The 12553-nt window shown below is 60.0% G+C and carries 9 protein-coding genes and 1 other RNA gene; 3 read left to right on the forward strand and 7 right to left on the reverse strand.

From position 1 onward, the window contains the following. Positions 1 to 27: 27 nt before the first annotated feature. The 3 genes from ACIOYV_RS17965 to dnaX all read right to left on the reverse strand — a co-directional run bounded on the left by ACIOYV_RS17965 (position 28) and on the right by dnaX (position 3797). On the reverse strand, positions 28 to 1062 hold the full coding sequence (locus ACIOYV_RS17965) for an NADP-dependent oxidoreductase (protein WP_401325656.1): 1035 nt from the start codon (positions 1060 to 1062) through the stop codon (positions 28 to 30). Positions 1063 to 1316: 254 nt separating this feature from the next. Continuing rightward, positions 1317 to 1655: a YbaB/EbfC family nucleoid-associated protein gene (locus ACIOYV_RS17970; protein WP_123403312.1), complete on the reverse strand. Its 339-nt coding sequence runs from the start codon at positions 1653 to 1655 to the stop codon at positions 1317 to 1319. Between the two features lie 66 nt (positions 1656 to 1721). Next, the gene (dnaX, locus tag ACIOYV_RS17975; protein WP_401325659.1) at positions 1722 to 3797 is read right to left on the reverse strand and encodes a DNA polymerase III subunit gamma/tau; all 2076 of its coding nucleotides are present in this window, start codon (positions 3795 to 3797) and stop codon (positions 1722 to 1724) included. Between the two features lie 143 nt (positions 3798 to 3940). Between dnaX and ACIOYV_RS17980 the strand changes: the two genes are divergently transcribed. Continuing rightward, entirely contained in the window at positions 3941 to 4690 is a 750-nt protein-coding gene (locus ACIOYV_RS17980; RefSeq protein ID WP_401325662.1) for a substrate-binding periplasmic protein, read from the forward strand. A 141-nt stretch (positions 4691 to 4831) separates the two neighbouring features. On the opposite strand, the gene ACIOYV_RS17985 is transcribed toward ACIOYV_RS17980, so the two are convergent. Then, a complete protein-coding gene (locus tag ACIOYV_RS17985) occupies positions 4832 to 6532 on the reverse strand; it encodes a putative bifunctional diguanylate cyclase/phosphodiesterase (protein WP_401325665.1) in 1701 nt (566 codons plus the stop codon). 416 nt (positions 6533 to 6948) lie between these two features. Here ACIOYV_RS17985 and ACIOYV_RS17990 point away from each other — a divergent pair, with 416 nt between their 5' ends. Next, complete coding sequence (locus ACIOYV_RS17990) at positions 6949 to 7263, forward strand: helix-turn-helix domain-containing protein (RefSeq protein WP_054054050.1); 315 nt, start codon at positions 6949 to 6951, stop codon at positions 7261 to 7263. 145 nt (positions 7264 to 7408) lie between these two features. Beyond that, positions 7409 to 8317 carry a DUF2167 domain-containing protein gene (locus tag ACIOYV_RS17995; RefSeq protein ID WP_401325668.1) on the forward strand — a complete coding sequence of 303 codons (909 nt, stop codon included), beginning with the start codon at positions 7409 to 7411 and terminating at the stop codon, positions 8315 to 8317. Positions 8318 to 8500: 183 nt separating this feature from the next. Here the strand turns inward: ACIOYV_RS17995 and ffs are convergent. From ffs to ligA, 3 genes are all read right to left on the reverse strand, one after another. Then, positions 8501 to 8597: signal recognition particle sRNA small type (gene ffs / locus ACIOYV_RS18000), an RNA gene on the reverse strand. A gap of 156 nt (positions 8598 to 8753) precedes the next feature. Further along, positions 8754 to 9920, reverse strand: coding sequence for a putative zinc-binding metallopeptidase (locus tag ACIOYV_RS18005; RefSeq protein ID WP_401325671.1), 1167 nt, complete (start codon positions 9918 to 9920; stop codon positions 8754 to 8756). 189 nt (positions 9921 to 10109) lie between these two features. Beyond that, a complete protein-coding gene (gene ligA / locus ACIOYV_RS18010; protein WP_401325674.1) occupies positions 10110 to 12467 on the reverse strand; it encodes an NAD-dependent DNA ligase LigA in 2358 nt (785 codons plus the stop codon). Between the last annotated feature and the right edge of the window lie 86 nt (positions 12468 to 12553).

A 12553-nucleotide genomic window follows, 5' to 3' on the forward strand; every position in this document is an offset into this window, starting at 1 on the left:
CCCGCGCCTCTGGCCAGCGTCAAATACTCAGTCCTGGGCGACCCGCACCACCAGTTTGCCGAAGTTGCGTCCTTCCAGCAGACCGATGAACGCCTCGGGCGCCTGCTCCAGGCCATCGACGATGTCTTCGCGGAACTTGACCTTGCCGTCGCGCACCCACGGCGCCATGGCACTGACGAATTCCGGCTGACGATCACCGTAGTCATCGAACACGATAAAGCCCTGGATGCGTACGCGCTTGGTCAGCAAGGTGCGCTGCAATTGCGGCAGGCGATCCGGCCCGCTCGGCGCTTCATGGGCGTTGTAGCCGGCAATCAGGCCACACAGCGGAATCCGCGCCTTTGGGTTGAGCAACGGGATGATCGCGTCGAAGACCTTGCCGCCGACGTTCTCATAATAGATGTCGACGCCTTTGGGGCAGGCCAGCGCCAGATCTTTGGCAAAGTCCGGGCTCTTATGGTCGATGCAGGCGTCGAAGCCCAGTTCCTCGACCACGTAGCGGCACTTCTCAGCACCACCCGCCACGCCAACCACTCGCAGGCCTTTGATCTTGGCCACTTGGCCGACCACCGAACCCACGGCACCGGATGCAGCGGCAACCACCAGGGTTTCACCGGACTTGGGCTGGCCGATGTCCATCAGGCCCATATAGGCCGTCATGCCCGGCATACCGAGCACTCCCAACGCCATCGACGGGCTCGGCAATCCGGACGGGATCGGAATGATGTTGCGGCCATCGCTGATGCTGTGGCTCTGCCAGCCCGTGGCGCCGACTACCAGATCACCTTCGTGAAATTTGGGATTGAGCGAACGCTCGACGCGACTGACGGCGCCACCGGTCATCACCTCGTCGATTTCCACCGGCGCGGCGTAGGACGGCGCGTCACTCATGCGACCGCGCATGTAGGGATCGAGGGACAGGTAAAGGGTCTTGAGCAACACCTGGCCGTCGGCCAGATCCGGCAGCGCGACGCGCTCCAGGCGGAAATTCTCCGGGGTCGGCGCGCCCACCGGGCGGGACACCAGGACGATACGTTGGTTGAGGGTCAATGCTTGTGGCATGTGAGCGTCTCCTTGATCGGTGAATTCAGCGGTATAGGGAGCAGACCTTCGTGGCGGTATGGCGTTCGATGTTTATTCGGGTAGACCGAGTCGACTTCTTCGCGGGCAAGCCTCGCTCCTACAGGTTTCGCGGCGCTGCTCTTGTAGGAGCGAGGCTTGCCCGCGAAGGCGGCCTATCCCCAACCACCAGAAACAAAAATGCCAGGCGCAATGCCTGGCATTTTTTTGTAGCCCATCCGACGCGCCTTGGCGAATCAGAATGGCAGTTTCATTCCCGGCGGCAGTTGCATGCCAGCGGTCACGCTGCCCATTTTGTCCTGGCTGTTGGCTTCGATCTTGCGCACGGCATCGTTGACGGCGGCGGCGAATACGGCCTCCAGCATCTCTTTGTCGTCTTCGCTCAGGCCTTCCACCAGGCTTGGGTCGATGGTCACGCGCTTGACGTCGTGACGACCGGTCATTACCACGGTGACCATATCGCCGCCGGCCTTACCGGTGACTTCGGCGTTGGCCAGTTCTTCCTGCATCTTGGCCATTTTTTCCTGCATCTGCTGCGCCTGCTTCATCAGGCCGGCCATGCCACCTTTCATCATGGTAATCACCTCAAAGTACTTGGATAAAAACAGTGTCCGGCGACGGTCGCCGAACGCCTTCAGTTATTAGCCCTGACTGACCAGGGCTTCGACAGGTTCAATAGTATCGTTACGGATCACTGCGCCGAACTGCTCCATCATCTGCTGGATGAACGGATCACCGTGGATCGACTCCTCGGCCTCGCGCTGGCGGTTCACACGACGGCGGGACGCAGCCTGGGCCGGGGTTTCCTGCTCAGGCTTGATCAGCTCCATGCTCAGGTTCAGCGTACGCCCGTGGAACTGGTTCAACGCATCGTTGAGACGACGTTGCTGGGTCGCGTTGAACAAGGCGCTGTGGGCCGGGTCCAGGTGCAACAGCCAATTGTCGCCATCGACGGCGATCAGCGTGCAGTTGGCGGCGATGCTACCGGTCATGCCGGAAATCGGCAGTTTCGGGAACAGCTCCAGCCATTGCAGCGCCAGACCGGTGGCCGGCATGGCGGCTGGCTCTGGCTCAGGCTCCGGCGTCGGCTCGGCGGTGTGCTCGCTGGCCAGCTCATCAAGATAGCTGTAGGCCGAGTCGATGTCCGGCTCGATGTAATCCTCGTCCAGCGGCGGCTCGTCATCCAGATCGATGCCCGGCGTGGCGGCGTCGACTTCGGCCACGGACGGCTCGGGAATCGGCGCAGCGGCCCATTCCGGCGCGTCCGGCACCACGCTGTCAGGCGTGGGCATCGGCATCGGTGGCAATTCGGGTTGCTCGCTGGCGGTTTCGAGTACGGGCTCGACCACGGGCTGCTGGACGACCTCGGGTTCAACCGGGTCATTCCACGGCAGATCGACAACGGCTTCGACCGCCACCGCTTCCACCACAGGCTCTGGCGCGACCACTGGCGCAACCGGTTCAGGCTCGGGCTCAGGCGCCGGCGCAACAACCGGTGCAGGCACAATCGGGGCAACTGCCGCAGGGGCTACCGGCGCGACTTTAGGCGCGGTAGCCACTGAATTTGCGGAATCAACTGTGGCCTGGCTGATCCCCACTGGCTTTAGCGGTTGCCTCGGGGCATCTGCCGTGTCCGCCGGCCGGAACGCCAGCATGCGCAGCAGGACCATTTCGAAACCACCGCGCGGGTCGGGTGCCAGCGGCAAATCGCGACGACCGATCAGGCCCATCTGGTAATAAAACTGCACATCTTCGGCCGGCAATGCCTGGGCCAGCGCCAGTACCCGATCACGGTCGCCGTGACCGTTGTCGACGCCTTCAGGCAAGGCCTGGGCGATGGCGACACGGTGCAGCACGTTGAGAATTTCCGAGAGCACTCCATTCCAGTCCGGGCCTTGTTCGGCCAGATGACGGACGGCTTCGAGCAACGCCTTGGCGTCGCCTTCGATCAGCGAATGCAGGACATCAAACACCTGGCCATGATCCAGCGTGCCGAGCATGGCGCGCACGTCAGCGGCCATGACCTTGCCTTCACCGAAGGCAATGGCCTGGTCGGTGAGGCTCATGGCGTCACGCATCGAACCGTCGGCGGCGCGACCGAGCAACCACAGTGCATCGTCTTCGAACGGCACCTGTTCGACACCCAGTACGTGGGTCAAATGCTCGACCACGCGTTCCGGGGTCATGTTCTTCAGGGAGAACTGCAGGCACCGGGAAAGAATAGTTGCCGGAAGTTTCTGCGGATCGGTGGTCGCCAGGATGAACTTGACGTAGGGCGGCGGCTCTTCGAGGGTTTTCAACAGCGCATTGAAGGAATGGCTGGAGAGCATGTGCACTTCGTCGATCAGGTAGACCTTGAAGCGCCCACGGCTCGGGGCGTACTGCACGTTGTCGAGCAGTTCGCGGGTATCTTCGACCTTGGTCCGGCTCGCGGCGTCGATCTCGATCAGGTCGACAAAGCGCCCTTCATCGATCTCGCGGCACACCGAACACTCGCCACACGGCGTTGAAGTGATACCTGTTTCACAGTTCAGGCATTTGGCGATGATTCGTGCGATGGTGGTCTTGCCAACGCCACGGGTACCGGTAAACAGGTAGGCATGGTGCAGCCGCTGGCTGTCCAAGGCATTGATCAGAGCCTTGAGCACATGGGTCTGGCCGACCATTTCGCGGAACGAGCGCGGACGCCATTTACGTGCAAGAACCTGATAACTCATCGAAAACCGTCGCAACTAAGGAACAGAAGCGGCTAATGCTAGCGGAGCAGGCCCGAAATTGCATCCGGTGTGCTCGTCTAATCTGACTAAGCTGCAGTTTGGGGGCTATTTTCGGCTCGGGGTTCATCAGTACCGGAGCGTTTATGCGGTTGGCCGTGGGGGCACTGTTGTGGATAAGTCTGAACGTCGCAGCCGCCGACACGCCTGTGCGCTTCGTCATGGCCGACAGTTGGGCCATGCCGATGGTGCAACTGGATCGCGGCCGGCCGACCCAAGGCATCCTTTACGACATCATGCTCAGCCTCGCCACCCAGGTCGGAGTGCCAGCCGAATTTCATGTGCTGCCCCGCGCGCGGGTGCAGGGCGCCATGGAGCACGGTGAAGTCGATGTGCGCTGCTATGCGGCGCAGTCGTGGCTGCCGAATCAGTCCGGGGATTACATCTGGAGCATTCCACTGTTTCTGCAACGCGACCTGTTGGTTACCCGGCAAGGCTCGCCCGCGTCGATTGTCCCGGCCAGCCTGAAACATGAATCCATCGGCACGGTGCTCGGCTATATCTATCCGACGCTGCAACCGCTGTTCGACAACGGCCAGTTGCAACGCGAAGACGCGCGCAATCAGGAACAGGTGCTGGATAAACTCCTGTTCGGGCGCTATCACTACGCAGTCACTAATCAGTGGACCCTGGACTGGTTCAACCAGCGCCTGATGCCGGGCCGACAGTTGCAGGCGGTGGCGGTGTTGCAGGAGCAGAATGTTGGCTGCTACCTGCGCAACGACCCGAAGGTGCCGGTGCAGCGGATTTTGCGCACGTTATTGCGGATGAAAATGTCCGGGGAGATTGATGACATTATTGGGCTTTACACGGGCGCGGAACCTCGTACGCCTTGAACAATTCCCCCAATCAACACTGCCCCCTGTGGGAGCGAGCTTGCTCGCGATTACGGTTTAACATTCAATATTTATGCTGGCTGACACTCCGCTATCGCGAGCAAGCTCGCTCCCACAGGTATTCAATGTGGACACAAAACTTCAGCCAACCTGATCCAGCACTTGCCATTCCACCGGCGCAACAAACCCCGCGACCCACCCCGGCACCTCGGCGGGCGGCATCGGTTTGGCAATGAAATAACCCTGGGCCACTTCGCAGCCGAGCTCCAGCAACAATCGACCATGCTCGATACTCTCCAATCCTTCGGCAATCACCTGCCGGCCAAACGCACGGGCGAGGCCGATCACGGCAGTGGTCAGGGCCAGATCGTCACGATCGTGAAGAATGTCGCGTACAAAGGATTTATCGATCTTGATGGTTTGCGTACGCAGGCGCTTGAGGTAGCTCAGCGACGAATAACCCGTGCCGAAATCCCCCAGTGAAAACTGCACCCCCAGCGCCTGGCAAGCCTGTAAACAGGCACTGACGTGCTGGATGTTCTCCACGGCCACCGACTCGACGATTTCCAGGTCCAGCAGTTGCGGCGCGACTTGATTATGTCGGGCAAGCACCTGCCTGAGCCGTTCAACGAAATCCGCCCGCTGAAAATGTCGAGCCGCAATATTAATACTGATTGGCCAGCCCTGCCCCGCCTGCTGCCAGTGGTGCAACTGTGATAAGACCTGATCCATCACCCATTCACCGATGTCGATGATCAGATCCGTTTCCTCCACCAACGGTAGAAACTCGCGCGGTAGAACCAGGCCGTTTTGCGGATGCTCCCAACGCAACAACGCCTCGAAACCGACCACCTCGCCGCGACGCATGTTCACCTTGGGCTGGAAATGCAGGCGCAACTCGCCGCCCGCCAAGGCCTGACGAACCCGCTCGACGGTCTGGTGCGTGGCTTTGACTTCCTGGTCGCGGGACACATCGAACAGATGAAAACGGTTACGTCCGCGCTGCTTGGCCACGTACATCGCCTGATCGGCGTGGCGCAACAGGGTTTCGGCATCTTCGTTGTCGTACGGAAACAAGGTCACGCCAATGCTGGCGAACACATTGACGTCCTTGCCATGCAGCGAATATGGCGCCGAGATCGCCCCCAACACCCGATTCAGAGCCGCGCGCAGTTCCGGCATGTCCCGCACGTAACGCAACACCAGCACAAACTCGTCGCCAGCCAGCCGTGCCACCACATCTTCGCCGCGCACAATCGTGCGTAAACGCTTGGCCACTTCCACCAGCAATAGATCGCCGCTGGCATGCCCGTAGCCGTCGTTGACGGCCTTGAAGCCATCGAGGTCGAGCATGCACACCGCCAGCGGGATGTTTTCCTGGCGGGAGAACTCCAGCGCCTGATCCAGCAAATCCGAGAGGAACGCGCGATTGGGCAGGCCGGTCAATACATCATGTCCTACCCGCCATTGCAGGGAATGCAGCAATTGACGTTTTTCGCTGATGTCGAAGCGAATCGACAAGTAGCGGTCAACCCGCCCTGTGGTGTCGTTGAGCACCGGCACCATGGTGCTTTCGACCCAATACAGGCTGCCATCCTTGGCGCGGTTACAGATTTCGCCCTTCCAGATCTCACCCAAGGCAATGGTGCGCCACAGCGTGGCGAAGAAATCGGCGGAGTGCAGGCCGGAATTCAGCAGGCGATGGTTTTGTCCGATCAGTTCCTCGCGGCTGTAGCCGGAGATGGCGCAGAACTGATCATTGACGTAGGTGATCCGGCCGCTCAGATCCGTTTCGGAAAAAATGGCGGCGGCGTCCACGGCCCTGCGGTATTTCTCATCCATGAGTCAGGCTCGCCTGTCGCTAGCGGTGGTACCGCTCGACCAGCACACAATGCCCGGAAGAGATGTTTTGAAACGGTCTGCGCAGAGACACGTGCTTACTCCATGACAGCATTTGATGGCCCCGGGACAGCCGAAGATCAACTAGGCTCAAAAGCCTCGGCGAAATTGGAAACGGCGATCCAGACACCATTTTGCAAGGCATCAGGCCACTCGCGGCAACCCCACACACCCGGCAATGGAACGCAACGCTGGCAGCTCCATGTCGCCTTAACTTCTGAAAGCAGGTCACCAAATGCCCCCTTTGAGCGGCGATTCTACGAAATGCATCACATTTTGCAAAGCAAGGTGATGGATCATGCAGTTGTCTAATGCAAAAATCTATCGTTAAGTTCTTGATTCTAAATGGGAATTGAGCGATGCAAATTTCAAGTTTGGGTCCAGCCATACGACGCTATCGCAAGGTCGCGGGGCTTACTCAGGCTGAACTCGGCGAAAAAACCGGTTTTGACCCCAAAACCATCAGCCGCTTCGAAACCGGCACCTATACCCCCAGCGTGGAAGCATTGTTCCTGCTTGCCGATGTGCTGGGCGTGAAGCTGAAAGCGTTTTTCGCAGATATGGGCGATGAAGACGAACAGCGGGCGTACCTGTTCAGCGTCATACACAAAGCCACCTCAAAGGATCTGGGAAAGCTGATCGCTGCGGTTGACCAGGCCTTGTCCAAGCCTTAGTGCCAGTAATAAAAAGGCAGATCTGTCGACTCGACCGATCTGCCTTTTGTTTATTCGGGCGCCAACAACCGTCTCGAAGAACGTGCACCGGTAATGGCCATCCGATATCCTTGCGTGAAATTAATTCAAAATGTAAGGGAATACGATGAAACGCCTCCGTCCGTTCTTGATGGCCGCAATGCTGTGCGCACTGCATAACTCCGCACAAGCCGCCACCACGCCCCCACCAGAAACCGTTGAAGCTGCCCAAGTCGAGCAAACGCCCGAGCAGTTTCTGGCCTCCCTGAAGAAACAGCACGGCACCATCACCCTGCCCAACGGCATTGCGACGATGAAGCTCAACGACGAGTTTTATTACCTCAACCCCAAAGACACCGAACGCTTGCTGACCGAAGGCTGGGGCAACCCACCGGGCACCGAGACGCTGGGCATGATCATCCCGGCCGGCGTGAACCCGCTGACCGCCAGCGGCTGGGGCGTGATTGTCAGCTACAGCGAAGACGGGCACGTTTCCGACGAGGATGCGGCAAAAATCGACTACGCCGACCTGCTCAAGCAAATGCAGGAAGAGGACGAGGAAGACAATAAGGAACGCCAGAAACAAGGCTATGCCGGCCTGCACCTGCTGGGCTGGGCCGAGCAACCGCATTACGACGGCGCCAGCCACAAAATGTATTGGGCACGGGAACTGAAATCCGACGATGCCAAAGACAGCACCCTGAACTACAGCATTCGGGTACTGGGCCGTAAGGGCGTACTGGAACTGAACGCGGTTGCCGCGATGGCGGACCTGCCGATGGTCAAGAAAGAACTGCCGAAAGTCATCGCCTTCACAAACTTCACCGACGGCAACCTCTATACCGACTACAGCCCAGCCACCGACAAACTGGCGTCTTATGGTCTGGCGGCATTGGTGGGTGGCGGCCTGGCGGCGAAGGCCGGGTTGTTTGCCAAGATCGGCATCTTCCTGCTGGCGGCGAAGAAGTTCCTGATCGTCGGGCTAGTGGTGATCGCAGGCTTCGTGCGCAAACTGTTCAGCCGTAAAAAGGCTTAAGGGCTTGCCCTTCTGCGCTGTCAGATAATCCTGGCAGCGCAGGATTCGCAAACGGCAGGCACAACAAAACCGCCGCAGGACAACGCAGCAGACAAAATAAACTTAGGGATTTTAAAACGAGGCGTATCGAAGGATGTTGCGCGCGCAAGCCTCGAAACTGAGGACTTGGCGTTATGGAGGCAACCCCACCAGCCACACCCCGGCACACAATGTTCCCGCTGTGGCTGCTTCCTTCCGGATCTGACCAGGTTCACGGGTAATCGTTGCGGGGGGACCGATGGAGTCACCATAACGACATTCACCTCACGGCGAACGGCGCCATTGTACCTATCTGAGTCGAAGTTACAACCGTTCGATCCAGATTAAAAATATGAATCAGGTCAAGGACATGCGCCGCGCCCGAAAACCCGCCTCGTAGCAGCTGGCAGCATCGCTCCTATTGCTGCGCCAACACCTCATCCGCCCTGCCGCCCTCCTGCTGGATCACCAAGTGGATAAAGTGCAGCTTGGCGATTACCGCTGGTGGCAGCACGAACGGATAGAAATCCGGCTGTCCCATGCTGCGCGACAACTCGTTGAGCATTCCGGCCAGTTCGATCCACGCATTGACGAACGACAGGAACGCCGCGCCGCCGGGATGCTGCGGGTCATAGAGCGTGCTGGACGGGAATGGCTGGTAATCGAAATCCATTTCCCGGGCGCTCATGCCGAAACCCAGGGCGGTGTCCACCGCGTCCATCATGTGCAGGTAGTGCGCCCAGGTTTCAGCCCAGTCTTCCCATGGGTGCATCGTCGCGTAGGCGCTGACGTACTGTTGCTGCCAGTCCAGCGGCGCGCCTTGCTGGTAATGCCGCTCAAGAGCATCGGCGTAGCTCGCGCGCTCATCGCCGAACAGACCACGAAACGGTTCCAGCCAGTGGCTGTTGGCGATCAAGCGATCCCAGTAGTAATGCCCGACCTCATGACGAAAATGCCCAAGCAACGTGCGATACGGTTCGTGCATCTGCACCCGGATCTGTTCACGGTGGGCGTCGTCGGCTTCCTTGATATCGAGGGTAATCAGGCCGTTGGCGTGACCGGTGGTGGGCGGCTTGCCTTCCAGATCGACGCCGATGAAATCGAAGGCCAGGCCGGTTTCTTCGTCCACGGTTTTCGGGATCACCTGCAAACCGAGGCTGACCAGTTGCGCGACCAGACGCCGCTTGGCCGTTTCGACCTTGCGCCAGCGTTCAGGGTTTTCGGGAATCGATAGATCAGGGATGGTGTGATTCAGGCTACACGCGATGCACAACGCGTCGTGGTCGTTGGCCGGCAGCAGCCAGTTGCAGGCGGCCGGAGAATCCAGATTGGCGCAGCGGCGGAACACGCCGGCCTCGGGATCGGCGTCGAGCAGCCAAGTGTCCGTTTGCGGGCCGGGTTGCAGGGATGACAAGCGACTCTGTTCCGGCTGATAGCCCAGCGCCGCCGAACAGGCCAGGCACTGACTGTTGCGAAAGAACAGTGACTGTCCGCAGCGGCACTGCCAGACCTTGCTGTTGCGCGAACTCTCGCCGATGAAGGGCGCGGCGATGCGGGAACTGAGCTGTTCGAAGAAACGGTACATGGCGAACTCTCCCTGAGGGGTGCCAAGACTAGATCATTTCAGCTCGCTGATCGTTCCCATAATTGTGCCGGAGAGCGTTTGTCTGTGGCGAGGGAGCTTGCTCCCGTTCGACTGCGCAGCAGGCGCCAGCATCGAGGGGGACCGCTTCGCGCTCCAGCGGGAGCAAGCTCCCTCGCCACAGGTCAGGTGTCAGATCGCAATGCCGTGTTTTTTCAGGAAGTCGACAAAAGCTTCCTCATCCAGCACCTTCAACCCCAACTCATTGGCCTTGGCCAACTTCGATCCGGCGCCCGGCCCCGCAACCACGCAATGCGTCTTGGCCGACACCGAACCCGCCACCTTCGCGCCAAGGCTCTCAAGCTTGTCCTTGGCCACATCGCGGCTCATCAATTCCAGCGAGCCGGTCAGCACCCAGGTCTGCCCAGCCAGCGGCAAGCCTTCGACGACTTTCTTCTCGCTCTGCCAGTGCATGCCGAAATCACGCAATTGCTTCTCGGCCGCTTCGGCAATCTGGCGATTCTCTGCCACCGCAGAAAACTCCCGAACCGAATTCGCCTGCTTCTCCGGCAACGCCTGGCGCATATCCAGCCAGTCAGCGTCGAACACGCCTTTGAGCGATCCAAACTTGTCCGCCAGTTTCTGCGCCCCGCCCGGCCCCACCGATGGAATGTGCAACTTGTCGAGGAACCCGCCGAGCGTAGTGCTCGCGGAAAACTCAGCGCCTAACTCGCCCTGATCCTGAATCTGCAAACCGTGTTTGAGCAGTTCCTCGATCACCTGCTGGTTATGCGCATCTTCAAAAAAGCTGTGAATCTCATACGCCACTTCCAGGCCGACGTCCGGCAAGTACGTCAACACTTGCGGCAACGCCTGTTGAACCCGCTCCAGCGAGCCCAGGGAGCGCGCCAGCACCTTGGCCGTCTCCTCGCCGACATCCGGGATCCCGAGGGCGTAGATAAAGCGCGCCAGGCTCGGTTGTTTGCTGTCTTCGATGGCGCCGAGCAGTTTTTTGCTCGACAGCTCGGCAAAGCCTTCCAGGTCGACAACGTCTTCGAACTTCAGCGCATACAGATCAGCCGGCGAACTCACCAGACCTTCATCGACCAATTGTTCGACGCTCTTGTCGCCCAGGCCTTCGATGTCCATGGCGCGACGGGAGACGAAATGGATGATCGCCTGCTTCAGTTGCGCGCCGCAGGCCAGACGCCCGACGCAGCGATACACCGCGCCTTCGCTGACGGTCTCGCGACCTTTGCTGCGCTTGACCAGTTGCGTGCGCTCCACGTGCGAGCCGCACACCGGGCACTGCTCGGGAATCTGCACCGCCCGGGCATTTTCCGGACGACGCTCCAGGACCACTTGCACCACTTGCGGAATCACATCGCCCGCGCGGCGGATGATCACGGTGTCGCCGATCATCAGGCCCAGGCGCGCGACTTCGTCCATGTTGTGCAACGTCGCGTTGGCCACGGTCACGCCGGCAACCTTGACTGGTTTCAAGCGTGCGACCGGCGTGACGGCGCCGGTGCGGCCGACCTGGAATTCCACATCGAGCAACTCGGTGAGTTCTTCCATCGCCGGGAATTTATGCGCGATCGCCCAACGCGGCTCGCGGGCGCGGAAACCCAGTTCACGCTGCGAGGCAATGCTGTTGACCTTGAACACCACGCCATCGATTTCATAGCCCAGCGCATTGCGGCGCTCGCCGATGTCGCGGTAGTAATCCAGGCATTCGCCGATGCCGTGCGCCAGTTTCAGCTCATGACTGATCGGCATGCCCCAGACCTGCAACTGCTTGAGATTGCCGATGTGGGTGTCGGCAATGTCCGCCGAAATCTGGCCGATGCCGTAGCAGCAGAATTCCAATGGGCGGTTGGCGGTGATCTTCGAATCCAGCTGACGCAAGCTGCCGGCCGCGGCGTTACGCGGGTTGGCGAAAGTCTTGCCGCCAACTTCCAGTTGCGTGGCGTTGAGCCGTTCGAAACCGGCCTTGGACATGAACACTTCGCCGCGCACTTCCAGGGTCGCTGGCCAGCCGCTGCCGTGCAGTTTGAGCGGGATGTTGCGCACGGTGCGCACGTTGACGCTGATGTCTTCGCCGGTGGTGCCGTCGCCGCGTGTGGCGCCGCGCACCAGCACGCCGTCCTGATACAGCAGGCTGACCGCCAGGCCATCGAGTTTCGGTTCGCAGCTGTATTCCACTGCCGCGCCACCGCCAAACAGATCACCGGCCGGCAGGTCCAGGCCTTCGGTGACACGGCGATCGAACTCGCGCATGTCGGTTTCTTCGAAGGCGTTGCCGAGGCTGAGCATCGGCACTTCATGGCGCACCTGGGTGAACGCCGACAGCGCTGCGCTGCCGACGCGCTGGGTCGGCGAGTCGCTGGTGATCAGTTCGGGATTGGCCGCTTCGAGGGCCTTGAGTTCATGGAACAACCGGTCGTACTCGGCGTCCGGAATGCTCGGCTCGTCCATCACGTGATAGCGATAGTTGTGCTGATCCAGCTCAGCGCGCAGCTCTAGAATGCGGGTTTTGGCGGCAGTCATGGGTGTTCTCTCATAAAGCAAAAGAGCAGCCGAGGCTGCTCAATCTCATCAAGATCAAGAGATCGCAGCCTCGTTTCACTCGACAG

Source organism: Pseudomonas sp. NPDC087342 (assembly GCF_044744265.1).
GTDB classification, from domain to species: domain Bacteria; phylum Pseudomonadota; class Gammaproteobacteria; order Pseudomonadales; family Pseudomonadaceae; genus Aquipseudomonas; species Aquipseudomonas nunensis.

Excerpts from the sequence above, each read along its gene's own strand:
- ACIOYV_RS17965 (WP_401325656.1), bottom strand. The coding sequence starts at position 1,062 with ATGCCACAAGCATTGACCCTCAACCAACGTATCGTCCTGGTGTCCCGC.
- ACIOYV_RS17970 (WP_123403312.1), bottom strand. The coding sequence starts at position 1,655 with ATGATGAAAGGTGGCATGGCCGGCCTGATGAAGCAGGCGCAGCAGATG.
- dnaX (WP_401325659.1), bottom strand. The coding sequence starts at position 3,797 with ATGAGTTATCAGGTTCTTGCACGTAAATGGCGTCCGCGCTCGTTCCGC.
- ACIOYV_RS17980 (WP_401325662.1), top strand. The coding sequence starts at position 3,941 with ATGCGGTTGGCCGTGGGGGCACTGTTGTGGATAAGTCTGAACGTCGCA.
- ACIOYV_RS17985 (WP_401325665.1), bottom strand. The coding sequence starts at position 6,532 with ATGGATGAGAAATACCGCAGGGCCGTGGACGCCGCCGCCATTTTTTCC.
- ACIOYV_RS17990 (WP_054054050.1), top strand. The coding sequence starts at position 6,949 with ATGCAAATTTCAAGTTTGGGTCCAGCCATACGACGCTATCGCAAGGTC.
- ACIOYV_RS17995 (WP_401325668.1), top strand. The coding sequence starts at position 7,409 with ATGAAACGCCTCCGTCCGTTCTTGATGGCCGCAATGCTGTGCGCACTG.
- ACIOYV_RS18005 (WP_401325671.1), bottom strand. The coding sequence starts at position 9,920 with ATGTACCGTTTCTTCGAACAGCTCAGTTCCCGCATCGCCGCGCCCTTC.
- ligA (WP_401325674.1), bottom strand. The coding sequence starts at position 12,467 with ATGACTGCCGCCAAAACCCGCATTCTAGAGCTGCGCGCTGAGCTGGAT.